The following is a 25,179-nucleotide window of genomic DNA, read 5'->3' as shown; positions in this document are numbered from 1 at the left end:
GTGGCGCTGTCGCTGTTGCTGGGTGGTGCGGGCATGACAGCCCGTGCCCAGGAGCTGAACGCCAAGGTGACCATCAATCACAACCAGGTGCAGGGCACAGACGCAAGCATCTTTGACGAGCTGACGCAGACACTGACGCAGTTCGTCAACGAGCGGCAGTGGACCAATCTGCAGTTTCAGCGCAACGAACGCATAAACTGCAACTTCAATATCACCGTGACCAAGTATGACAACTCCACCAACACATTTACGTGCAAGGCTGTCATACAGGCCACGCGTCCCGTATATAACGCCTCTTACACGACGACGTTATACAACAACACCGACAACGACTTCAACTTCGAGTACGCACAGTTCGATCAGATACAGTTCAATGAGGAACAGGTGGACAACCAGCTGACCGCTCTCTTCGCGTATTACGCCTACCTTATTATAGGTATTGACCTCGATTCGTTTGCGCCGATGGGAGGAGAGGATGTGTTGCAGCGCTGCATGAATCTTGCCAATAACGCCCAGAACCTTGGTTTCCCGGGATGGAAAGCGTTCGACAACAGTCGCAACCGCTTCGCCATCATCAACGATTACCTCGACGGAGCGATGAAGCCGTTCCGCCAATTACAGTACGACTATTATCGTAACGGACTGGACGAGATGGTCACTAATGCTGAGCGCGGACGTGCCAACATCACCACTGCTCTTGAGACAGGGCTGAAAAAGAGTCATGAGGACAGACCGCTAAGTCTGCTCCCGCAGATATGGACTGACTTTAAGCGTGACGAACTTGCCAATATTTATAAGGGTAAAGGCACGCAGAAGGAGAAGCAGACCGTCTACGACCTGCTCTTTGCCATCAACGCAAGCCAGAATTCTGCTTGGGAGAAAATAAAGGAATAATACGGATTTTTTACACTATGCTAAAGATACTTGACATAAGAAACTTTACGCTCATTGGTCATCTGACCATGCAGTTCTATCCCGGTTTCTCCGTTATTACCGGAGAGACAGGAGCAGGAAAGAGCATCATCATCGGTGCCATCGGCCTCTTGCTCGGCAATAGGGCTGACGTCAGACAGGTGAAGCGAGGATGCGACAAGTGTGTCATTGAGGCCACCTTCGACCTGAGTGTCTATCACTCCGATGTGCTGAAGGATTTCTTTATGGACAACGACCTCGACTACGACCCGCAAGAGTGTCTTCTGCGCCGTGAGATTAACGCAAGCGGAAAGAGTAGGGCGTTCGTCAATGACACTCCCGTTACGCTTGCCACGATGCGCGAGCTTGGCGAACAACTCATAGATGTGCACAGCCAGCACCAGAATCTTCTCCTCAGTAAGGAGGACTTCCAGCTTAATGTTGTGGACATCATGGCACGTGATAAGGTTCAAGTGGCTGACTATAAGGCTTCGTATGATGAATATCGTGCTGCCATACGACAGCTCGACGAGCTTCGTGAACAGATTAGCCGCAACCGCGATAACGAGGATTTCCTGCGCTTCCAGCAGAAGGAACTGTCCGAGGCACAGCTGCTTCCAGACGAGCAGGAGGAGCTGGAACAGAAGGCGGAGACCATGAGTCACGCCGAAGACATAAAGCGTGTGCTGCATGAGACGGACGCTTGTCTGTCAGGCGACGAGGGTGGTGTAGTAAGTCAGACACGCCAAGTGGCGTCGCAGCTGCATGGCATAGAGGATGTTTTCCCCGAGGCACGCAGCCTTGCGGAACGTCTGGACAACTGCTTCATTGAGATGAAAGACATCTCGCAGGACGTGGCTGCAAGAATGGACGACGTGGAGTTCGACCCAGCTTTGATGGACGAAGTGACGTCGCGCCTTGACACCATCTATTCATTGCAGCAGAAATATCATGTGTCGAATAACAGCCAGCTGCTCGAAAAGCTTGCTGACATTGACGCTTTGCTCTCCAACATAGATAATGGCGATGAGGAACTGCACGCTCTTGAGGAGCGTGTGGAGGCTCTGCGTGAGGTTTGTCTTAAGAAGGCTGATGTCCTCACGTCGCTGCGTCGTAAGGCAGCAGCGCTTGTGGAGGACGACATTTCGAAGCTTCTTGTGCCGCTCGGCATCCCGAAGGTCCGCTTCAAGGTGGACATATCAGCAGGCGAACTGTCGGCAACGGGTATTGACAAGGTGGTGTTCCTCTTCAGCGCCAACTCCAGCACAGAGATGAGTCCTGTATCGCAGGTGGCATCGGGAGGCGAGATTGCCCGTGTTATGCTGTCGCTGAAGGCTATGATATCGAAGGCTATCGGACTGCCAACCATCATCTTCGACGAGATTGATACGGGTGTAAGCGGTCGTGTGGCGGAGCAGATGGCGCACATTATGCGCGATATGGGCGATGCCCACAGACAGGTAATCTGCATAACCCACTTGCCTCAGATTGCAGCAGCCGGAACCAACCACTACAAGGTGGCGAAAGCTGAGACGGCAGAAGGCACTGTGTCTACGATGACTCACCTTACACACGAGCAGCGTGTGGCTGAGATAGCGCAGATGTTGAGCGGCAGCGACGTATCGCAGGCAGCCATCGACAATGCCCGTTCGCTGCTTGAAGCATAGCACCACATATTTATAATGTATATATATTAATGTATATAAAGAAACAGATGAAGATCAGAACAATACTAACTACATTTTTCCTTGCCGTCACGGCTTTCACAGCTGTGGTGGCACAACCCTCGGCTGTGAAGAACTCCAGCCGTTCCGCATTTCTTCTTACAGCCTATAACGCCAATGGTGGCGTTGTGGCTACGTCATACGGCGTCTTTACGTCAGCGGACGGAGAGGCTGTCGGAGCTTGGAGCGCACTTGCAAATGCAGCACGTGCGGAAGTGACCGACCTTAACGGCAAGACTTATCCCGTGACAAAGCTCATCGGTGCCAACGAACTTTATGATGTTTGCCGCTTCAAGGTTGGCGCTAATAAGGTTCACCCCGCTGTTCTTGCCACATCACCGTTGCAGAAAGACGCAAAGGCTTGGCTTGTGCGCAGCGAAGCAAAGAAGACCATTGCAGACGAATTTGAAGTGGAGCGTGAGGAGACATTCATGGACAAGTATGCTTACTATGTGTTTGCTTATAATCCCAAGACCGGTGTGTCTGGCTGTCCGTTCGTAAACGCTGCCGGTCAGGTGGTGGGACTCTATCAGGCATCGTCGTCTTCGCTTGGCTCAAACGCCGTTGACGCACGCTTTGCTGCCCAGTTGACCTCCAATCCGATGGCGGTCAGCAACGTAATGTTTGCCAAGACGGGTCTTCGTCTTCAGTTGCCCGCAGATCATAAGGACGCCCTTCTGATGTTGATGCTTGCAGCAGAGATGCGCGATTCTGCCAAGTATGAGGGTTATGTAAATGACTATCTGGAGGCGTTTCCGCATGAGGTGGACGGCTATGCCACACGTGCGATGAACAAGGTGGGACGCGGCGATTACGCTGGAGCTGACGCTGACATGAAGACAGCTCTGCGCCAAGCCACCAACAAGGCTGAGGCACATGCCGAGTATTCACGCGTTATGTATCAGAAGATACTCTATTCTGCCGACACGCTCTTCACTGCTTGGACTCTTGACAAGGCGCTTGAGGAGTCGGAGAAGGCTTACTCTATGGATCCTCAGCCCAGTTATCGTCATCGTACGGCACAGATACTCTTCTCGAAGGGCGAGTATGCCAAGGCATACGATATGTTTAAGGAGCTTACTTCCACAACGATGCGCACCGGCGAGGTGTACTTTGAGGCTGCTCAATGCAAGACCCAGCTTGGAGCTTCAAAGGACGAAGTGGTGGTATTGTTGGACAGTGCCGTGGCAGCTTGCAATCATCCTCTCGATGCAACAGCAGCGCCGTACGTCCTTGCACGTGGTCAGATGAATGCCGAACTCAGTCAGTATAAGAAAGCCATCGCCGACTATAATGTCTACGATACGTTGATGTACGGACGTGCCAACGCTGAGTTCTATTTCGCCCGCTACCAGTGCGAGGTTAAGGTTCGCCAGTATCAGCAGGCTCTTAACGACATCGCCCACGCCGCCTACATCGGCGGTCAGAACACTCCGTTCTACCTTGCAGAGATGGCTTCGCTTCAGCTTAGAGTGAACATGCTTGAGGATGCAGTGAAGTCAAGCGACCTCTGTCTCAGTCTTTCACCTGAAAACACCGATGCCCTTATAATAAAGGGTGTGGCTCTTGTCAATTTGAAGAAGAAGGACGAAGGCATGGAGTGCTTCCGCAAGGCAAGCGAACTGGGCGACAAGCGCGGTGACGAATATAAGGAAAAGTATAAGTAAGCATTATAAAAGTTTACTACGAATTAGAAAAAGCAAAAGGGCAAGACAGATAAAGAAACCTGTCTTGCCCTTTTTGCGTATAGTCCGTATTGTTATCGGTTGTCTTAGATGGAGCGGAGGAACATTACCACTGCGTCACGATCGGCCTTCGAAAGGTTATAGAACTTCTCGGCTGACGAGTAAGCGTGGCTGCGCTTGTCGTAGGCGTGCCACATGATGGCTTCCACCTCGTTACGTGCGCGGCAGTCGTGCAAGCGCTCCACACCAGAACCATTGATTTCTGCCAGTCCACGTCCCCAGAGCGGAGTGGTGCGACACCATGATCCGTGGATGTCGTTAATCATGTAGAGCTTGTGCTGCATCATGTCCGAGTAAGGATAGATGGTCTGATTCTTATAGCGCGGCAGCTTCTTGTCGGCAATCATGTTAGGTGTCCAGTAGTTGTCATCGCCAGTTTTCCATGACGGACGGTGGCAGGCGGCACAACCCATCTGAGTGAACAGTTCCTTGCCTCTCTGCACACGAGCGTCGTTGAGGTTACGAGCGCGAGGAATGGCAAGTCCGCGGTGCCATACCATAAACTCATAGAACTTGTCAGCCGACATCTCCGGTGAGAAGTTATGCCACTGGTTGTCAAACTGATTGGTGCCAGGCGAGAGCAGGTTCTTCACCTTGTCGCTGATGGCATCGTCGGTGTCTGCCCAGAAAGGCGATGTGGGATCCTTCTTGATTTTCTCTATCACTTCCTTGTCAGCAGCCATAGCGTCAGCCCAAGCCGTAGTGGTGTAGAGCTTCGGACGGTCCGGACGTGATACGTTAGTGATGTTCCAGATGGCGTTGGCACCGGGACCGTCCTGAAGTGTGGCGCGAGTCAGAGCGTATGTGAAGCGCTTCACCATCTTCTTTCCCTCACCTCCGTCAGCAGTCTTGCCTGCTCCGACGGTGGCTGTATACCATGCGCCGGTGGCGAAATCGTTGGCATCGGCATCCCAGAAGTTAGGATTGACATATTCGCTGACGTTAGCCACCTTGGCTACGTTCTTGTAGTAGTTGGCGGTTGAGGCATACTGAGCCTTGATGTCGTCCTCCGTTATGGCATCGAGCAGACCCGTACCCATCACGCCGATGGTTGACTCCACACGCACAGCCACGGCCTTGTTGCCCGTGTCGTAAGGATTCGGAGTTGTGCGGAAGGCAGAACGCGGTATGGAAATCTCAGGATAGATGAGGTCATACGATTCGCCGTCAGGGAACTTCATCGGCAGTCCGCTCTCCATGGCAGTGACGTGATGCCACTGCATCTTTATCTGGCTCTCGTCAATAGGAGCCTTGAAAGGCTCCGTAGCCTGAGTCTGAGGCATGCCGGTCACCTCTGCTACGTAACCACCGTCGTTGCTGTTGGCACCGTCGGTAGGATGATAGACGGCGAGCAGATAACCGTTGCCGTTGCCATACTGTGTCACGAACGAGTCCATGCGACGTCCATGACCATAGTTGGGGTGGCAGTCCAGGCATGAGCGGCGAACAGAAGCCGGACCTAAACCACCGAATCCTGAAGCTGCAGATGTAAACTGGCGCTCGAAGAATTTCTCTCCAGCGTTGAAGTCGTCAAGCAGTCCCTGCTGCTCCACGGCTGGAGTCTCGTCCTCGTAGCAGCCGGAAGCCACGTTGTCTGTAGTTCCCAGTTCGCCACCAGGATACCATTCCGACTTGTCGAAATTACCGACAGCCTGACCTACGTACTTGGCATCAGCCTCAATAGGATCGGCACCGTTGCCGCCTGGTGTCGGGTCGTCGTCAGAACATGACACCAATGACAACGACAGGCACATTGCCATAGATCCGAAAAGATAGATTCTCTTATTCATAATGTATTTTGTTTATATCACATTCTTTTAGATAGCGTCCTGCAGATTAATCCAAGTGGCAGCTTTCTTTAGCTCGTCGCTGAGGTTAGATACGGCGTCGATGCAGTCCTTTACGCGCTGTGCACCCGGCTCCTCCACGAACGACTTGCCGCTGTTCTTGGCAGTCTCGAGAGTCTGGATGGCGTTGTTGAGAGCTGTAGACAGATCGTTCAGACCAGAATAGTTCATCTTCTTGAGAAGGTTCATCATTGAGTTCTCGGCAGGTGATGTGGCGTTCACGTCACGAGTGCCGTAGAGCGTGTTCTTGATAGAGTAGATGTTGTCCTGATAGTCGATGAACGAACGGTGGCTGTAGGGCGACTCGATATAGTCAATTGACTCTCTTTCGCCATCCTCTGTTACGCCGGCATTGCCTGTGGCAACACGATAAGCCTGACCCAGCTTCTGGTCGGCAACCTCAGCGCAGATGTTGTCGCAGCCGCCGATGAATATCTGGTTCATTGTGCCCTGCCAAGAGTGATAACCGGTTGTGGCAGACGGTGAGAGCAGATGCTGACCGTAGCACATTGTGCCGTTGGCTGCCAGTCCGTTATAGCGGAGCGAAGTGAACACGTAGCTGGCGTTGCTGAGTACGCTCTTTGTCTCGTTGCTTGCTGCACTACCCATCCATGTAAACTCAAGGAGAGCAGTGATGTTCTTCACGTCAGCGGCTACAGCCTGGAGGAATGCCAGCTCGTCGATGCCCTTTACGGATGTCATTTCCTCTTCTGTATCGTTAGCTTTGAGAGCTTCCACTGTGCGGTTCTTTCCATTGCGGAAGAGCACGAACTCCATACCGTGGAAACCGAGCACAGACTGGAATTTTGAGTTGTTCTTAGATACGAACTCTGCAGGGTCGTCGCCCTTGAAGCCTGCAATGAGAGTCTGGTTGTTAAGAGCGTTCTTCAGCTCTTCACGGTCGAGAGGCCATGAGTCGATATGCGGGTCGAGCTCGTTGTCAGAAGCCGAACCGAAGAGGAATGCCTCGCTGCGCTCCCACTCACGACGTGTGTCCTTGAATGCCTCGCATGCTGCGTCAATATGGCTCTGTGTCATAGTGCCAGCCTCTGCAGCCTTATAGAGAGTCTGCGAAGCACTGTAGAGAGTGCGTGCGTTGGCGGCAAGAGCCTGATAAGTGGGATACACTACGTTCTGGACATAGTTCTTTGTAACCTTCTCCATGTCCTTGTCGGAGCTGTTTATCTTTGTGGTGGCCTGTCCTATTTCGGGCAGCTCGAACTTCTCGTCGACTCCGTTGTCGTCACTACATGCACTGAATCCGAGTGTCATGGCTCCGAGAAGGAAAGCCATCACGAATTTCTGAATCTTTTTCATCGTTTTGTTACTATTAAATTATATGATTGGTTTTATTGTTCTTTATTAAAGGAACTGTCCCTGATAAGCCACGCCAATGTTGATGGCTGGCTCGTCGTTATACTGTGCCTTGAACTTGCGGTAGTTGTATTCGGCCTTCACGCATATCTGTGGCATTGGGTAATAGTTGATGCCGCCGGCGAAAATCTTCTTTGAGGTGTATTCCTTCGAGCCTCCGAGATAAGAGTTATAGTATTCGAAGTGGCCGAAGACATACAGCTTCTGACGGTCTGCACGCAGCTTGGCTATCTGCGAGAACACGTCGTAGCCCACCTCAATGCTTGTGGCGATGGCGTGCGATCCGAACGCCTGATTGGTCTGATACGGCTTGACATACTGCGTGTTGGGCTTGCGCATGGCGCTGATGGTATTGGCGTCGCTCATGTAGCCATAGTCGGCATTGCCTCGTGCCACCCAGTTGTGGGCGTTGTAAGTGAAGTCGATGGCTCCGAGATACACGTTGCCTTTCACCTTCTTGTTGTTGCCCTTCTCCATGTCGTGAGGCACGGCGTTGTGCATTGACTGGCCGTAATATCCGCTCAGTCCGACGCGGAGTCCGGGCAGCGTGTAGTTGTCAATGCGGGCAGAGAAGCCGTACTTGTTGGCTGTCTCGAACTCGAACGGCTTCGTAGTGCCGGGATTTATCCATTTATCGCGTGAGAACTGCCATGCGTCCAGGCCGGCAATCATCTGCAACTCATAACGGAAGTCGCCTGAAAGTCCCCAGAACGAAACGCCTGTCTGGTGCCATGTGCATGGGAGGATGGTGTTTTCGCCCTCAGGACGGTAGACGGTGAAGAAATTGAGCGGCTCATGATAGGCGTTGGTCAAACCCACTGGCACTACGATATGACCTGCGCGGATGTTGGCGAATCGTCCGAACGACTTCTGAATCCAGAACTGCTCCAGCTCAACTTCGCCACCGCGCTCCTGCTCCTGCTCAAACTCGATGGATTCCTCTGCCTCGTATTCGATGGCAGAACCAGTGCCGCCGTGCTCAAACTCAATCTCCGTACCGAGAGTCCAGCCCTTGCCGAAGTCGTAACCGAGATAGATAACGGCATGCGGTATGTCGAAGCGTCCGTGGCTCGGGTCGTTCTTGCGTGAGCTTGCCGAGCTGTATCGGTTGCCGGAATCGCTGTAGAAGTTGCGGCTCAGCGCCACCTCGCCATATCCGCCTACGCTAAGACGGTTGCCCTTCGAGTGCTGCATGACGCTGTCGGCAGCCACTGTCTGTGCCTGCATGGCGAGCGGCGAAAGGGCAAGAACCGCACAAGTCATTGAAAGGATTTCAGATTTCTTCATCTTTTTCGTTATTATAATATTGTTATTATTGCTTATCTGTTTGATGAAAATTATAACACAAAGTGTCCTTGATAGGATTTTGTCTTGGTGCTTAATTTTTTCTGCAAAGGTATTTATATCCGAAAAGGTAGACAATACCTAAATTTTGGTAAAATTCCTTAATGGTTGTTTTGGCGTTTTCGTTATTGTCGAAAGTTGGGATATTTGACCATTTTTAGGTAATGAGAAGCTTTAAAAAATACATTATTACGGAAAATACCTACATATAGTGATTGGTAATTTCGTGTTTTTTTTGTTATTTTGCAGCCGTAATAATAATTAATGTGACAAAAGGTAAGCGAATTTTGGCTTTCGTCCTTCGCTATTAGTCACAATTAGGTATAAGCAACTCAAATATGAAGCATCAGAAAATGTACGAGCCCGATGACAAGATGATTTCTCTTATCAGGGACAACTATAACCTGCTGCAGAGCCTTGGAAGCTTCGGCATAAGTCTCGGCTTCGGCGATAAGACCGTAAAGCAGGTGTGCGAGGAGCAGAAGGTGGACACATATACGTTCCTTGCGGTTGTGAATTTCACCATTAACGGCAACAGCTATCTTGAGGATGTCTCTAAATTGTCAGTACCTACGCTCCTTCAGTATCTCAGAGCAAGCCATGCTTACTACATAGAGTTCCAGCTACCGTTTATACGCCGCGAGCTTATGGACGCCCTTGACGAGAATGACAACCTCGCCAAGCTCATAATGAAACTGTATGACGAATACGCTCGTTCCGTCACTACGCACATGAAGTATGAGGAGCGTAACGTCTATCCGTACGTGGAGGCGCTGCTCGAAGGTAAGGTGGCTGGAAGCTTCGAGATTGATATGTACTCGAAGCATCACAGCCAGGAAAGCACGAAGTTGCGCGAGCTGAAGAGCATCATCATCAAGTATCTGCCCAGCGACGGGCTGCATAACAATCAGCTCTCAGCCACTCTTTATGATATATATAATAATGAGGAATGGCTTGCGTTGCACGCCCAGGTGGAGGACAACATATTTATTCCTGCTGTAAGACGACTGGAACAGAAATCGAAGCAGAGCGACGTGACAGCCAAGATATCCAATATGATAAGCAAGAATCAGGAAGGAACGGAGGCTCTCGGCGAGCGCGAAAAGGACGTCATTGTGGCGCTCGTGCAGGGTATGACCAACAAGGAAATAGCCGATCATCTGTGCATTGCCGTCAATACGGTCATCACCCACAGACGCAACATTGCGCGTAAGTTGCAGATACACAGCCCGGCAGGGCTTACCATTTACGCAATAGTTAACAACCTCGTGGATATCTCTACGGTGAAGCTATAAAATCGGCATTCTTTTAACAAGTTTTAAGGCGGAAAATTTTTCCGCTTTTTTTATGTCCAATAGGTACAGGAGTCACTTTTTTATAGTATCTTTGCAAACGTTTCGAGGAGATGAAAGTTGAAACTTTTGCGGCAATGATTATCCGAAAAGTTTTCCAAAACGGACAACTTTTGGAAACTTCGAATTGAAAAAGTTTTCCAAAAGGGGTAACTTTTTAAGACTGCGACATAATATAATTTACTAAAAATATTAAACTAAGCGATATGAAAGATTTTATAATTACCAAGCGTGATGGATCTCACGATAGGTTTTCTTTGGACAAGATAATGAACGCCATAATTAAGGCATTCCAGTCGGTCGGTGAAGACGTCGACTTGAATGCAGTCTCTAAGATTCTCAGTCACTTAAGCATTTCTGAGGGTATCACCGTAGAGGACATTCAGAACCAGGTGGAGGAGGCTCTTATGCGCGAGGGTTATTATAAGGTAGCTAAGTCTTTCATGCTCTATCGTCAGCGTCATAACGAGGATCGCGAGACGTTGGAGAAGCTTAAGTTCCTTACAGATTATTGCAAGGCATCGAATGCTGCCACTGGTTCAAAGTTTGACGCAAATGCAAACGTTGAACACAAAAACATCGCCACTCTTATCGGAGAATTACCCAAGGCAAGCTTCATCCGTCTGAACCGCCGTCTGCTCGTCGACCGCATCAAGCAGATGTTCGGAAAGGACGTGGCTGAGGAGTATATCGACAAGCTCAACCACCACTTCATATATAAGAACGACGAGACATCGCTTGCCAACTACTGCGCATCCATAACGATGTATCCGTGGCTTATGAACGGCACCGGTCCTATCGGCGGCAACTCTACTGCTCCGACCAACCTCAAGTCGTTCTGTGGAGGCTTCGTCAATATGGTGTTCATGGTGTCAAGTATGCTCAGCGGTGCGTGTGCCACACCGGAGTTCTTGATGTACCTTAATTACTTCATCGGTAAGGAATATGGCATCGACTACTGGAAGGAAGCCGACAAGGTGGTGGACCTTTCCGTTAAGCAGCGCACCATTGACAAGATCATCACAGACTGCTTCGAGCAGATTGTCTATTCCATCAACCAGCCTACCGGCGCACGCAATTATCAGGCTGTGTTCTGGAACGTGGCTTATTATGACAAACCATACTTCGAGAGTCTCTTCGGCGACTTTATGTTCCCCGACGGATCGAAGCCCGACTGGAACGGTCTCTCATGGTTGCAGAAGCGCTTCATGAAGTGGTTTAACAAGGAACGCACCAAGACCGTGTTGACCTTCCCCGTGGAGACAATGGCGCTCCTCGCCAAGGACGGCGACGTCATTGACAAGGAGTGGGGCGACTTCACTGCGGAGATGTATTCAGAGGGTCACTCTTTCTTCACATACATGAGCGACAACGCTGACTCGCTCAGCTCTTGCTGCCGTCTGCGCAACGAGATTCAGGACAACGGCTTCAGCTATACGCTCGGAGCTGGTGGCGTTTCAACAGGTTCGAAGAGCGTGCTCACTATCAACCTGAACCGCTGCATTCAGTACGCCGTGAAGAACGGACTCGACTATGCTGACTATCTTTCAGAGGTTATCGACCTCTGCCACAAGGTGCAGTTGGCTTACAACGAAAACCTCAAGGAACTGCAGAAGCAGGGTATGCTGCCGCTCTTTGATGCCGGATACATCAATATGAGCCGTCAGTATCTCACCATCGGCGTGAACGGTTTGGTTGAGGCTGCCGAGTTTATGGGCTTGAAGATCAGTGACAATCCTGACTATCTCCACTTCGTGCAGAAGGTGCTCGGACTGGTGGAGAAGTTCAACAAGCAGTATCGCACTAAGGAAGTGATGTTCAACTGCGAGATGATTCCTGCCGAGAACGTGGGCGTGAAGCATGCCAAGTGGGACCGTGAGGACGGCTATTTCGTTCCGCGCGACTGCTATAACAGCTACTTCTATGTAGTGGAGGACGACTCATTGAACATCGTGGACAAGTTTAAGATGCATGGCGCTCCTTACATCGAGCACCTCACAGGTGGCTCAGCGTTGCACATGAACCTTGAGGAACATCTCTCAAAGGCTCAGTATCGTCAGCTTCTGCGCGTAGCGGCGAAGGAGGGATGCAACTACTTCACGTTCAATATCCCCAACACCATCTGCAACGATTGTGGTCATATCGACAAGCGTTACCTGAAGAAGTGTCCGCATTGCGGCAGTGAGAACGTCGACTATATGACACGTATCATCGGCTATCTGAAGCGCGTAAGCAACTTCTCGCAGGCTCGTCAGCAGGAGGCAGAGCGTCGTTTCTATGCAGGAGCCAATCAGTCGCTGCAGGACTAAGAGTCAGAAACCCCTAATATTATAATTATAGTAATTATGCTTAATTATCTCAATACAGGAATTGTCTTTCAGGAAATCCCGGATGAGGTGACATTGTCCATCAACATCACGGGATGTCCGTGCCGCTGTCCGGGCTGTCACAGCCAGTATCTGTGGGAGAACATTGGCGAACCGCTTACGCCAATGGTGCTCGATAAGTTTATGAGACAGTATGGCGGCGACATTACGTGCATCTGCTTTATGGGTGGCGACGCTGACCCGAAGTATGTCAGCCAGCTGGCGCAGTATCTGCATCGTGAGCACGAAGGGCTGAAGGTGGCTTGGTATAGCGGTCGTCAGACTTTCCCGAAGTCAATACGCAAGCGCGACTTCGACTACATCAAGCTCGGTCCGTACATCGAGCATCTCGGATGTCTCAAGGAGCGCACCACCAACCAACGCCTCTATAAGCGTGCCGTTGGTGATGACTTTACGGATATCACGTCGCGTTTCTGGAAGAAATAAGAGTGTAAGAAAACATGAACTTTGGCAATGAGTGAGACAATTCACAAACCAAGTATAGCAATCATCGACCCCAACACGCTCGCCGTGTTGGGGTTGTCGCATTTATTAGAGTCGGTAATGCCGAAAATCACCGTAGACGCTTACGGGTCGTTTGCAGAACTTGAGGCAAACCATCCCGAGCGTTATTTCCATTTCTTTGTGGACGTTCGTATTGTCCTTTCGCATATGGCTTTCTTTCAGGCGCAGCGCCACAAGACCATTGTCCTCGTCAATTCGCTTGCCGATGAGGACGCGTCCGTAGGTTCGTTCCACACTATATGCGTGAGTCAGTCAGAGAAGCAGCTGCTCCGTTCGCTGCTCATGCTCGAACAGCACGCCCATGCCCATGGAAAGAATCTTCCATCTGTGCTGAAAGAAGACGCGCCAACGGCAGACGACCGAAGCATGGCGTGTCCGCTGTCGGCGCGTGAAATGGAAGTGATGGCGCTGGTGGTGAAGGGAAACATCAACAAGGAGATAGCCGAACGGCTCAGTCTGAGTCTGCCTACAGTGGTGTCGCATCGTAAGAACGTAATGTCAAAGCTCGGCATTCATTCAGTGTCTGCCCTGACCATATACGCCGTCATGCACGGTCTTGTGGATGTGAATGAGATATAAAGATTGTATTGTCTGTTTAGACATATAAAAGAAAAAAGCGGTATAGGAATCTTGCTATTGAGTTCCTATACCGCTTTTTTGTATGCTTTTGGCTGATTTCTACTACAGCACTGGAGCGAGGAAATGGGCGAACCATCCTACGAACTTCTGCCATCCAGTGCGGAATTCTTTCCACTTTTCTGGTGTAAGCTTAAAGCTGCGCGTCTTGTCGTGGTCGAACATGTGCGACAGTTCTGCCGTTGTGCAGGGGTCGATGATTACGGCGTTCTCCTCATAATCGAAGCGCAGGCTGCGTGAATTGAGGTTTGCGCTGCCCACTGTACAGAACATTCCGTCCACCATTATTATCTTAGTGTGATGGAATCCCAGTTCGTAAATATATACGTCCACGCCGTGCTTCATCAGCTTGTGTACGTTGTAGAACACGCAGTCGGGAGTCAATGGGATGTCGCTCTTTGCCGATACCATCACCTCCACCTTTACGCCGCGCTTTACGGCACGCTTAAGAGCGCGTTTCAGCTTGCCGGTTAGGGTGAGGTAGGGGTTGACGAGCTTTATGCTGTCCTTGGCATCGTTGATGGCATTGATGTAGAACTGGCGTATAATCTTGTTGGATGTACGCGGTTCGCGATTGATAATACCCACCATCTTGTGTCCCGCTGTGCAGCAGGTGTCAGGCTTGAGGTCGTGGAAGTAATAGCCTCCGCGTATGCCTCGAAAGTATTTAGCTCCGTGAACGTTTTGTCGTGCCGTCTTGTTCCATATTCTGAGGAAGATGGCCTGCAGCGTGTTCACCTCGTCGCCGTCAATACGGCAGTGCATGTCTCGCCATTCTCCCACCTGCGGTGTTCCCTTGATGTAATAGTCAGCCACGTTCATGCCGCCAGTATAGGCTATTTGTCCGTCTATTACCACAATCTTACGGTGGTCGCGATGTAGCACATGATTAATCCAAGGGAAGCGTATGGGGTCGAATTCATAAATCTCGATGCCACGCTTGCGTATTGCCTTTATGTGCTTCTTGAGAAGCGGCTGATTGTTTGAGTCGTTCCCGAATCCGTCGAAGAGGGCACGCACTTCAACGCCTTCCTTCGCTTTCTCTGCAAGCAGATCAAAGAGTAGGGAGGCTATCGAGTCGTTTCGAAAATTGAAGTATTCGAGGTGCACGCTGCTGCGTGCTTGTCTTATTGCGCAGAACATGTCGTCGAACTTCTCCTGCCCGCTCATAAGCAGCGTCACGCTGTTGTTGTCAGAGAATCGGATGCCTTCTTCACGCAGCTGTCTTACGATGGTTGAGTCGCTTCTCTGGGCGTTGGCTGCGGAGAGGAGGCAGAAGTTGGCGATAATGGTTACGATTAATGTCCTGAATGTCATTCTTGCTTTTGCTTTCTTTATACCTTGCAACGTATTTCTTTATACCATGCAACGGTAATGGTCTACCACTCCGAGTAAGTGTTGCTTGTCGTCTACGACAAGTACAGAGTGGATTTTATATTTGTTCATTATCTTTTGTATCTCGCTGATCTTGGTAGTCGGAAGCACCATCTTAGGCGTTGTGGTCATGATGTCCTCCACGTGCTTGACGAAGAAATGCTCTTTCCATTTCTCCATGGCACGTCTGATGTCGCCGTCCGTAATAAGACCGACCACGCGGTTGTCTTCCATAGCCACGCCCAGTCCGAGCTTTCCTTTGCTGACGAGAATGATGGCGTCGCCGAGATTCATATCGCGTGTCAGCACGGGTAGGTCGTCAGAGCGCATAACGTCTTCAGCCGTTGTAAGGAGTCGCTTGCCGAGTGATCCGCCGGGATGGAACTGTGCGAAGTCGCGCGGCTTGAAGTCGCGCACCTTCATCAGCGCCACAGCAAGGGCGTCGCCCATAGCGAGAGTAGCCGTGGTGCTGCTTGTCGGGGCGAGGTTGAGCGGGCAGGCTTCCTTTTCCACACGCACATTGATATGCGCCGTGCTGTATTTTGCAAGGAGCGAATCGGGATTGCCGCTCATGCCGATGATGGGGATTTGCATGTGCAGCACCATGGGGATGAATCTCAGCAACTCGTCTGTCTGACCTGAGTTGCTGATGGCGAGAACGACATCGTCCTTGGTCATAACGCCAAGGTCGCCGTGATAGACGTCAAGAGGATTGATAAAGAAGGACGGCGTACCCGTGCTGGAAAGCGTGGCTGCTATCTTGGCTCCGATGTGTCCGCTCTTTCCCACGCCAGTAACGATTACCTTTCCGTGGCAGTTGAACATCAGTTCCACTGCTTTCTCGAAGTTCTCGTCCAGTCGTGGTATGAGATTGAGCATTGCTTCTGCCTCGTCTTTTATGCAATGGGCGGCATATTCGTTCACATGCTTTAGTCGTTCTGAAGCTATATCGTTCATGTTGATTATTTTATTGTTTGTCGTTTTATTTGAATCCGGTTTGGAATCTGATTTAGTGAGATTCTATTCAAGAAGCTTTCCCACCAGTCCTTCCAGCTTGTCGAGGAAGAGCATGTTGGGTCCGTCGCTAAGCGCATGGTCAGGGTCGGGATGCACCTCAAAGAAGTAGCCGTTGGCACCGAATGCCTTTGCTGCCAATGCCATTGACGGCACGAAGCGGCGGTCGCCGGATGTCTTGCCTCCGCCAGCTCCTGGTCGCTGCACGCTGTGTGTGCAGTCCATCACCACGCGTGGCGTGATGTCGAGCATATCTGCGATATTTCTGAAGTCCACAACGAGGTTGTTATATCCGTACATGTTGCCGCGTTCAGTGAGCCACACCTCCTTTGCTCCGGCTTTCATGGCTTTCTCCACCGGATAACGCATGTCCATACCGCTGAGAAACTGTGCTTTCTTTATGTTAATGGTCTTTCCTGTCTTGGCTGCTGCCACGAGCAGGTCGGTCTGTCGGCAGAGGAAAGCAGGAATCTGCAGCACGTCACACACCTCGCCGGCAGGTTCAGCCTGATAGCTCTCGTGTATGTCCGTAAGGACGCGTAGTCCGTAGCGCTCCTTGATGTCTGCGAGCATCTGCAGTCCTTTGTCGAGTCCCGGACCGCGGAATGAGTGGATGGATGTGCGGTTGGCCTTATCGAAGGAGGCCTTGAATATGATGTCGGTGCCGAGCTTGGCATTGATGCGCACAATTTCTTCGGCGACGGTGTTGAGCAGCTCCTGCGATTCGATGACGCATGGACCGGCGATGAATAGTGGTTGCATATGAAGGGTTATATCGTTTTTTAGTTTTACAATTGCGTTTCTATAGTATAACAATGCAAAGGTAATAAATTTTCTATACAATTACATTCTACACATCATTAATAAAATAAATAATAAAAAAAAGCTTTACTGTAGATTGCCGGGTGTATTGCCCTTGGAATCTTGCAGTAAAGCTTTCTAAATGTATTGTCTTAACCCTAAAGTAGGATGAATGTATGTCTTAAGATAATGTGTCTTATTCTGCTGAGACAAACTCGTCGAGGAAGCGTGTGTCGTTCTCAGAGAACATACGGAGGTCAGCCACACGATACTTCAGATTGGTGATACGCTCGATGCCGAGACCGAAAGCGTAGCCAGTGTATACCTTGCTGTCTATGCCGCAAGCCTCGAGGACGTTCGGGTCCACCATGCCACAACCGAGAATCTCCACCCATCCGGTGTGCTTGCAGAAGCCGCAGCCCTTGCCGCCGCAGATGTGGCATGAGATGTCCATCTCAGCGCTTGGCTCTGTGAAGGGGAAGTAGCTTGGACGCAGACGAATCTTTGTGTCCGGACCGAAAAGCTCGCGTGCGAATGTCAGCAACACCTGCTTGAGGTCGGTGAACGATACGTTCTTGTCGACGTACAGACCTTCGAGCTGATGGAAGAAGCAGTGGGCGCGTGCCGAGATGGCCTCGTTACGATATACACGACCCGGGCAGATTACGCGGATGGGCGGTTCCTGATGCTCCATGATGCGGCTCTGGTCGTTGGAGGTGTGTGAGCGAAGGAGGATATTCTTTGTGACATCCAAGCCGCTCTGCTCAATGAAGAACGTGTCCTGCATGTCGCGTGCGGGATGGTCAGCGGCGAAGTTCAGCTTTGTAAAGACATGAAGGTCGTCGTCAATCTCCGGTCCTTCGGCGAGGGTGAAGCCCATGCGCTGGAAGATGTCGATAATCTGATTCTTTACGATAGTGAGCGGATGGCGTGTGCCAAGCTGTATTGGGTAAGCTGAGCAGGTAAGGTCGAAGTCGTCAGACGACTCCTCTGCCTCTGCGTTCTGCTCCTTGAGCTCGTTGATTTTCTGCAATGCGAGCTGCTTGAGCTCATTGATCTTTATTCCGACAGCCTTCTTCTGGTCTGCAGCAACGTTACGGAAGTCAGCCATAAGCGCTGTGATTTCACCTTTCTTGCTGAGATACTTCAGTCGGAGCTGTTCTATCTCTTCGGCGTTGCTTGCCTGGAGATTGCTCACTTCTTTGAGAAGCTGATCTATCTTTTCTAAAATCATATCTTGAAAAATAAAGTATTTTTTAATGTATGTTCTTGTATGTTTTATGCGTGTCACCGCCTTTAAATTGTATGCGCCGACAGTGGCTCGTTAAAAAACAATGCAAAGGTAATATTTTTTGATTTAAAAAAGAACTATATCGAAATAAAGTTGTACTTTTGCAGTCAAAATTTGAGGGGTAGGCTAATGTCCTACAATATAGTATGAAAAAAGTAATTGTGTTTATTGTGCTGGGCGTTTTCGTCGGCATGGTATGTTTTTCTTCTGTAGGTTGTTTGGGTAAGAAACCTGAGCCAGTTGACTCCGACAGCATCAGTGCCATTTCTGACACGACGGCTGCAGACACTCTCGACCAGATTATCGCGGAGACTCCGATGCCATCGGCTGCAGACGAGTTGTTCGACGATTTCTTCTTCAATTTCGCCGCCAACAGAAAGCTTCAGATGAAGCGAATCGTTTTCCCCTTGCCCGTCATTGCGGGTAAGGACACTACGTTTCTGCCCAAGAAACGCTGGAAGATGGACCACTTCTTCATGCATCAGGATTTCTACACGCTTATTTTCGACAACATGAAGCAGATGAATGTCGTGAAGGACACCACCATCAATCATGTCGTGGTGGAGCGCATAAACCTTCCGCGCCGTTATGTCAAGGGATATGTCTTCAATCGTATTCGTGGCGAATGGAAGATGACGTCCATTGTCAAGACGAGTCTGAAGGCCAGCAAGAACGCCTCTTTCCTTTCTTTCTACCATAAGTTCGTACGCGATACGGCTTTCCAGGTGAGAAGCGTAAACGACCCCCTTGAGTTTACCGGACCTAATCCTGACGACGACTTCAGCAGCATGTCGGGCATACTTGCGCCTGAGCAGTGGCTGTCGTTCGCGCCTGAACTGCCATCCGGCACCATTTACAATGTCATTTACGGACAACGCTATACGGAGAGCAATCAGAAGATTTTCGTTATCCGTGGCATTGCCAACGGTCTTGAGACCGAGCTGACGTTCCGCCGTAAGGGTGGACATTGGAAACTAATGAAACTTTTAATGTGATGATGAAAGACTTCCTTGATCATAGCCTCTTGGCTCACAACACTTTCGGCATCGAAGCAAGATGCCACCGCTTTATTGAGTTCTACAACATTGAAGAGGCGCAGGCTGCTGCTGGCATTGTGCGTGAAGCTGGTCTTCCTCTCCTCATCGTAGGCGAGGGCAGCAATCTGTTGCTAACGCGCGACTTTTCCGGCATCGTGCTCCATTCTGCCATAAAGGGACGCGAAGCCACAAAACAGGCTGACGGCAACATTATGCTTCGTTGCGGTTCCGGCGAGACTTGGGACGACATTGTGGCGTATTGCGTGGAGAAAGGGTGGTATGGTTCGGAGAATCTGTCGCTCATCCCGGGAGAAGTAGGTGCGAGTGCTGTGCAGAACATCGGAGCTTATGGCGTGGAGGCGAAGGACCTTATATATAAGGTGGAGGCTGTTGAGATAGCCACAGGACGCGTCGTTGAGTTCTCCAATAAGGAATGTCGCTATGCTTATCGTGATAGCCGTTTCAAGCACGAATGGAAGAACCGCTATCTGGTCACCTATGTCACTTATCGTCTTTCATCCTCATTCACTCCCGACCTCGACTACGGCAACATCCGTTCCTCGCTTGAGGCAGAGGGCATTGCCGTGCCTACAGCCAGCCAGCTGCGCCAGACCATCGTGAAGATTCGCGAGGCGAAGTTGCCTGACCCGCGTGTTACGGGCAATGCAGGCAGCTTCTTTATGAATCCGATTGTCGTTCGCGACGTTTACGAACGTTTGGCAGCGCAATATCCCGGGATGCCGCATTACGATATGGGTGAAGCCGGCGTTAAGATTCCTGCAGGATGGATGATAGAGCAATGTGGATGGAAGGGACGTTCGTTGGGACGTGCCGGAGTGCATGACCGTCAGGCTCTTGTCCTCGTCAATAAGGGAGGAGCTACTGGCAATGACGTTGTCTGTCTTTATAAGCGCATAATAGAAGACGTCAAGGCTAAGTTCGGCATTGACATTCATCCGGAAGTTAATGTCATTTAGTTTTATAGAATGCGTTAAAGATAATAGGATACGATAATAAAGAAAAAGGTTGACAATCTTGCTGAACAGGATTTTAATTGTTCAGAGATTGTCAACCTTTTTCTATGTTGTCGTTTTTATTGTTTCCGCTTCACACGTTTCAGTGTGTGGCTTTCCACCAAGCCGTCTGCGTCTTTGTCTCCACCACGCGTTCGTGCTTTGACGGGTCTGAGGTGGTCATGCCGGAGAAAGCGTTTACGGCTATGGCTTTTCTTCCAGTGTAAGAGTAAATCTTTTCCGTGCAAGCCTTATAGGGCACGAGCTGACTGAGTAGCGTGTTGAATTCGGTGAGACTTGCCCCGTCATCCGCGCACAGATGCTTCACGTAGTCGCCGAAGTCGTAATAGACTGTGGGGGTGAAGTGGTCTGCGTCGAGGTCCTGAATCTTGTCGATGTCGGCATCGTTAATAGTGTGAAGCGCATTGATGTTCTTCATAAGAGCCGCCATCTGGTCAATGTAGGCGCAGTCTGTCACGCCAATGGCACCGTATGGCATGTCGTACTTCGAGTAGAAATCATGAAATTCTGTGCATACACTTTTATAGTCGGGCTGCGTCTGCATCAGATATTTGAAGATGTTCTGATAAGGCATGCCGAAAGCCATAATCTCCGATGTGGACGCTATCACGTGGTCAGTAACGGTGCGCAGGTCGTACGCCACTTCTATGGTAGAGAGATAGCAGTCGTCAAAGAGTATAAACTGCATCTTCATTCCTGCATTGGTTATCGACTTTGCAAAGTCGGGTATCTCTATCTGGTATTCGGGCGATGTTCCTCCGAAGAATCTTGTGGCAACGTTCTTCTTTCCGTTAGACGGCAACCATCCCTCTCCGTGGCATCCAACAATCATGGCGTATGTCTTGGCAGGGGCATACACCTTCACCTGTCCCAGCAGGGCAGTGCGTCCCTCAGTGGTGAGATATGTCGGGGATGTGTATGTGGCAACGGTGTCGCGCACGCATCTTTTTCCGTTGTAAGTGATGTTGATAAGATTGCCCACATTGCCGTTCTTGGCAATGAATACGATAAGGTGTGTGTTGCCGAGACCGCCGTTTTCCGCTATTGCTCTCTCCATATCCCCGATGTTGGTGAGGAAGTTATAGTAGAGGCTTCCTGAATTACCGCTGTATGGCATGAAGACGAAGATGGTTTTCTCTGCCGTAACGGGAGGCTTGGGGTTGTCGGAGTTTTCTGCCTTTCCGCACGATGCCATCGTAATGACAGCTATGGCAATGAGAATGGCTGATAATAGTTTTTTCATATAGTCTGTAAAAAAAGCATGGAGGGTGTTACAGGTCTGCGTTGTTTCCGCCGTCCTGCAGCACCCTCCATATTGTTTTTTGTTATTCTGAATGTGTCAGTTTAGTCTTCTTTAAAGACCCTTGCTTACTTTCCCTTCAGAGCCGCGATAGACTCCTTCAAGGCAGCAATCTTCTCTTCCGAGTCGCTCTGCTTCTTGCGCTCCATAGCTACGACAGCCTCCGGAGCGTGTGCCACGAACTTCTCGTTAGAGAGCTTCTTCTTTACACCGGCGAGGAAACCTTCGAGGTGCTTGAGCTGTGCCTCCTGCTTTGCAATCTCTGCCTCCACGTCAATCATGTCGCCGAGGGGTACTGCAAACTCGTCTGTGCCTACCATGAAGGCGGCAGCTGTGGCGTCCTTCTCTGCTACTACGTTGATGGCAGAGAGATTTGCCATCTTTGTGATTACAGCCGCAAAGTCCTCGTATGCGTTCTTTCCTACAGCCTGCAGTGTGAGTGCGTCCTTGTTGGGGATGTTCTTCTGGTTGCGTACTGTACGCACGCCAGCTACAATCTGCTTAACGTTCTCAATGGCAGCAGCAAGGGCGTTGTCCTCCTCTGTGGGAGCGTCCAGCTTCAGCTCGGCACGCATGATCGACTCGCCGTCCTTGCGGTCGTAGATGTGCTGCCAGAGTTCCTCGGTGATGAACGGCATAAACGGATGGAGCATCTTCAGGAGGTTCTCAAAGAAGGCGAGAGTCTGATTGTATGATGTGGCGTCGATTGGCTGTCCGTATGCCGGCTTCACCATCTCAAGATACCAGCTTGAGAACTCGTCCCAGAACAGCTTGTATACTGCCATCAGCGCCTCTGACAGACGATACTTCGAGAAGAGGTCGTTCACCTCCTCGTTGGTCTGCTTCAGCTTGGCCTCAAACCACTTTGCTGCGATGGCGTTAGCCTCAGGCTGCTCACCTTCAGCCACCTGCCAGCCCTTGACAAGGCGGAAGGCGTTCCATATCTTGTTGTTGAAGTTGCGTCCCTGCTCGCAGAGGCTCTCGTCGAAGAGAATGTCGTTGCCTGCGGGAGCCGAGAGCATCATACCCATACGCACGCCGTCGGCGCCATACTTCTCGATAAGGGCAATCGGGTCGGGCGAATTGCCAAGACTCTTCGACATCTTGCGGCCCAACTTGTCGCGAACGATACCTGTGAAGTAAACATTGCGGAAAGGCACGTCCTTCATATACTCCTCGCCAGCCATAATCATACGGGCCACCCAGAAGAAGATGATGTCCGGACCGGTTACAAGGTCGCTTGTCGGATAATAGTACTTTATCTCCTCGTTGCCAGGATTGTTGATGCCGTCGAACAGCGAGATAGGCCAGAGCCATGAAGAGAACCATGTGTCGAGAGCGTCCTCATCGTGGACGAGCTGGTCGGCTGTGATGTTCTCATAGCCCTCCATCTTGCGAGCCTCCTCAAGAGCCTCTTCCTTTGTGAGCGCTACGACGAACTTCTCCTCTTCGCCTTCGGCAGTGGGGAGGAAGTAAGCCGGGATGCGGTGTCCCCACCAGAGCTGACGTGAGATACACCAGTCCTGGATGTTCTCCAGCCAGTTGCGGTATGTGGTGACGTATTTTGTCGGGTGGAACTTGATCTTGCCCTCGAGTACTGGAGGCAGAGCGATGTCAGCGAAGTGTTGCATAGAAAGGAACCACTGCTTGCAGAGGCGCGGCTCTACGGCTGTGTCCTGATTGCGCTCCGAATAGCCCACCTTGTTGTCGTAGTCCTCAATCTTCTCCATCAGGCCGGCAGCCTTCAGGTCTTCAACAATCTGCTTGCGTACGTCCATGCGGTCCATGCCTACGTACATGCCGGCAGTCTCAGAGATTGTGCCGTCAGGATTGAAGATGTCGATGGTCTCGAGGTTGTGAGTCTTGCCGAGAGCGTAGTCGTTGACGTCGTGTGCAGGAGTAACCTTCAGACAGCCCGTACCGAACTCGATGTCTACGTAGCGGTCCTCGATAACGGGGATGACGCGGCCTACGAGCGGCACGATTACCTTATGACCGCGGAGCCACTGGTTCTTCGGGTCCTTCGGGTTGATACACATAGCGGTGTCGCCCATGATGGTCTCAGGACGGGTTGTGGCTACGACAGCGTAGTAGCGTCCGTCAGCGTCCTGATGAAGCACCTCGCCCTCGCAACCGGTAGGTACGACGGGGTTGGTGTCGGCGTCAGCCACGTAATAGCGCAGGTTGAAGAGATGGCTCTTCTCGTCGCGATAGATAACCTCCTCTGTAGAGAGCACGGTCTGTGCCTTCGGATCCCAGTTCACCATGCGGAGTCCGCGATAGATGAGTCCCTTCTTGTAGAGGTCAACGAATACCTTGAGCACGCTCTCCGAACGCTTCTCGTCCATAGTGAACGATGTGCGGTCCCAGTCGCAGCTGGCACCGAGACGACGGAGCTGCTTGAGGATGATGCCACCGTGCTCGTTGGTCCAGTTCCATGCATGCTCGAGGAACTGCTCGCGTGTGAGGTCGCGCTTCTTGATGCCCTGCTCAGCGAGGCGGTTCACCACCTTAGCCTCGGTAGCGATGGAAGCATGGTCGGTGCCCGGCACCCAGCATGCGTTCTTGCCCTCCATGCGAGCACGACGCACGAGAATGTCCTGTATAGTATTGTTGAGCATGTGGCCCATGTGTAGCACACCCGTTACGTTTGGCGGGGGTATTACTATTGTGTAAGGCTGACGTCCGTCCGGCTTGCTGCTGAACAGCTTGTTGTCCAGCCAGTACTGGTACCATTTCGATTCCACTGCTTGTGGATCATACTTTGATGCTAATTCCATATTGTGTGTTATGTGTTATGTTTCTTTTAATTTGCAAAATTAGTAAAAAAGTGTGGGATAACAGCCATTAGCTTTAAATAAAAGTTGCATCTCAGTACTGAGCACTATACCAACAACTCTATCAATAGACTAATTTTTTTTCTTCTCATCGAATATTCGTTCGTAAGGCATCTTGTATTTGGCTTTCAATTGCCACGACCCAGCTGATTATCATCGAACAAAATGATAATCCCAACAATATATACATGAAAATGTCAACCGCTTTTTTCATAAGGTATGGATTAGGCTTTACATATCACGAATTTAATGAAATTATGTATAGAGTGTAAGCGGGAAGCTGTTCTTTTAACAAAGATTATACAATCGGGTTGCACCCGAATTAGGAGTTTGGAATTTTGAGTTCTTGCTTAGGTAAGCGGCAAAGCCGAGCGGTGAATTATTTAGTTTTGAATTGATAGGGTAAATTACAGGTAGAAAGGGACCACTGGAAAAAGTGTGTGGATATCGTAGTACAATAAAAACACTATATTGTCCGTTTATAAAGTCAAAGAACGGATAAATATGGAAAAGTATAGACTCCTTGCAGAATGTCTTTTGCCCGAACACATGCTGGATTGGTTCGACCTTAAAGACGTGTTTGTAGAGCAAAAGAAAGAAACAAAGCTTGTTCACATATACCTTGACGAAAACGAGCTGAGACCAGGTGACAGAACCGATATTCGT

General features: G+C 50.5%; 18 protein-coding genes. 9 read left to right on the top strand and 9 right to left on the bottom strand.

The window, feature by feature from the left end:
- Positions 1-33 precede the first annotated feature (33 nt).
- From CHL74_RS07605 to CHL74_RS07595, 3 genes are read left to right on the top strand one after another with little or no spacing between them, the layout of a single operon-like run.
- Positions 34-894 (top strand): DUF4835 family protein, encoded by an 861-nt coding sequence (locus CHL74_RS07605; protein WP_094880586.1) that lies wholly within the window; start codon positions 34-36, stop codon positions 892-894.
- 17 nt (positions 895-911) lie between these two features.
- Positions 912-2,579, top strand: coding sequence for a DNA repair protein RecN (gene recN, locus CHL74_RS07600; protein ID WP_094880565.1), 1,668 nt, complete (start codon positions 912-914; stop codon positions 2,577-2,579).
- 47 nt (positions 2,580-2,626) lie between these two features.
- Positions 2,627-4,303, top strand: a complete 1,677-nt coding sequence (locus CHL74_RS07595; RefSeq protein WP_176452195.1) for a tetratricopeptide repeat protein — start codon at positions 2,627-2,629, stop codon at positions 4,301-4,303.
- Positions 4,304-4,407: 104 nt separating this feature from the next.
- On the opposite strand, the gene CHL74_RS07590 is transcribed toward CHL74_RS07595, so the two are convergent.
- From CHL74_RS07590 to CHL74_RS07580, 3 genes are read right to left on the bottom strand one after another with little or no spacing between them, the layout of a single operon-like run.
- Entirely contained in the window at positions 4,408-6,171 is a 1,764-nt protein-coding gene (locus CHL74_RS07590; protein WP_094880563.1) for a di-heme oxidoredictase family protein, read from the bottom strand.
- Positions 6,172-6,198: 27 nt separating this feature from the next.
- On the bottom strand, positions 6,199-7,545 hold the full coding sequence (locus CHL74_RS07585) for an imelysin family protein (protein ID WP_094880562.1): 1,347 nt from the start codon (positions 7,543-7,545) through the stop codon (positions 6,199-6,201).
- A 45-nt stretch (positions 7,546-7,590) separates the two neighbouring features.
- Positions 7,591-8,865 (bottom strand): hypothetical protein, encoded by a 1,275-nt coding sequence (locus CHL74_RS07580; RefSeq protein WP_254923246.1) that lies wholly within the window; start codon positions 8,863-8,865, stop codon positions 7,591-7,593.
- 419 nt (positions 8,866-9,284) lie between these two features.
- Between CHL74_RS07580 and CHL74_RS07575 the strand changes: the two genes are divergently transcribed.
- The 4 genes from CHL74_RS07575 (at position 9,285) to CHL74_RS07560 (ending at position 13,768) form a co-directional block, all read left to right on the top strand.
- Positions 9,285-10,241, top strand: coding sequence for a LuxR C-terminal-related transcriptional regulator (locus CHL74_RS07575; RefSeq protein ID WP_176452194.1), 957 nt, complete (start codon positions 9,285-9,287; stop codon positions 10,239-10,241).
- A gap of 263 nt (positions 10,242-10,504) precedes the next feature.
- The gene (gene nrdD / locus CHL74_RS07570) at positions 10,505-12,607 is read left to right on the top strand and encodes an anaerobic ribonucleoside-triphosphate reductase (protein WP_094880560.1); all 2,103 of its coding nucleotides are present in this window, start codon (positions 10,505-10,507) and stop codon (positions 12,605-12,607) included.
- A 36-nt stretch (positions 12,608-12,643) separates the two neighbouring features.
- Positions 12,644-13,111, top strand: a complete 468-nt coding sequence (gene nrdG / locus CHL74_RS07565) for an anaerobic ribonucleoside-triphosphate reductase activating protein (RefSeq protein ID WP_094880559.1) — start codon at positions 12,644-12,646, stop codon at positions 13,109-13,111.
- Positions 13,112-13,138: 27 nt separating this feature from the next.
- Positions 13,139-13,768, top strand: coding sequence for a helix-turn-helix transcriptional regulator (locus tag CHL74_RS07560; RefSeq protein WP_094880558.1), 630 nt, complete (start codon positions 13,139-13,141; stop codon positions 13,766-13,768).
- Positions 13,769-13,870: 102 nt separating this feature from the next.
- Here CHL74_RS07560 and cls read toward each other — a convergent pair whose 3' ends face one another.
- From cls to pheS, 4 genes are all read right to left on the bottom strand, one after another.
- Positions 13,871-15,142: a cardiolipin synthase gene (gene cls / locus CHL74_RS07555; protein ID WP_094880557.1), complete on the bottom strand. Its 1,272-nt coding sequence runs from the start codon at positions 15,140-15,142 to the stop codon at positions 13,871-13,873.
- Between the two features lie 39 nt (positions 15,143-15,181).
- Positions 15,182-16,156, bottom strand: coding sequence for a KpsF/GutQ family sugar-phosphate isomerase (locus tag CHL74_RS07550; RefSeq protein WP_094880556.1), 975 nt, complete (start codon positions 16,154-16,156; stop codon positions 15,182-15,184).
- A 63-nt stretch (positions 16,157-16,219) separates the two neighbouring features.
- Positions 16,220-16,987 (bottom strand): 3-deoxy-8-phosphooctulonate synthase, encoded by a 768-nt coding sequence (gene kdsA, locus CHL74_RS07545; protein WP_254923245.1) that lies wholly within the window; start codon positions 16,985-16,987, stop codon positions 16,220-16,222.
- A gap of 223 nt (positions 16,988-17,210) precedes the next feature.
- Positions 17,211-18,248, bottom strand: coding sequence for a phenylalanine--tRNA ligase subunit alpha (pheS, locus tag CHL74_RS07540; RefSeq protein WP_094880554.1), 1,038 nt, complete (start codon positions 18,246-18,248; stop codon positions 17,211-17,213).
- A 203-nt stretch (positions 18,249-18,451) separates the two neighbouring features.
- Between pheS and CHL74_RS07535 the strand changes: the two genes are divergently transcribed.
- Together CHL74_RS07535 and murB are read left to right on the top strand one after the other, a co-directional pair.
- Complete coding sequence (locus CHL74_RS07535; RefSeq protein WP_094880553.1) at positions 18,452-19,300, top strand: DUF4348 domain-containing protein; 849 nt, start codon at positions 18,452-18,454, stop codon at positions 19,298-19,300.
- A 2-nt stretch (positions 19,301-19,302) separates the two neighbouring features.
- Positions 19,303-20,319 (top strand): UDP-N-acetylmuramate dehydrogenase, encoded by a 1,017-nt coding sequence (murB, locus tag CHL74_RS07530; protein ID WP_094880584.1) that lies wholly within the window; start codon positions 19,303-19,305, stop codon positions 20,317-20,319.
- A gap of 139 nt (positions 20,320-20,458) precedes the next feature.
- Here the strand turns inward: murB and CHL74_RS07525 are convergent, their stop codons facing one another.
- Both CHL74_RS07525 and CHL74_RS07520 read right to left on the bottom strand, forming a co-directional pair.
- On the bottom strand, positions 20,459-21,619 hold the full coding sequence (locus tag CHL74_RS07525; protein ID WP_094880552.1) for a clostripain-related cysteine peptidase: 1,161 nt from the start codon (positions 21,617-21,619) through the stop codon (positions 20,459-20,461).
- 125 nt (positions 21,620-21,744) lie between these two features.
- The gene (locus tag CHL74_RS07520; RefSeq protein WP_094880551.1) at positions 21,745-24,456 is read right to left on the bottom strand and encodes a valine--tRNA ligase; all 2,712 of its coding nucleotides are present in this window, start codon (positions 24,454-24,456) and stop codon (positions 21,745-21,747) included.
- Between the last annotated feature and the right edge of the window lie 723 nt (positions 24,457-25,179).

The organism is Prevotella sp. 885 (assembly GCF_002265625.1).
GTDB lineage: Bacteria > Bacteroidota > Bacteroidia > Bacteroidales > Bacteroidaceae > Prevotella.
The sequence above is the reverse complement of the archived record's forward strand: the minus strand, read 5'-3'. Positions and strand labels throughout refer to the sequence as shown.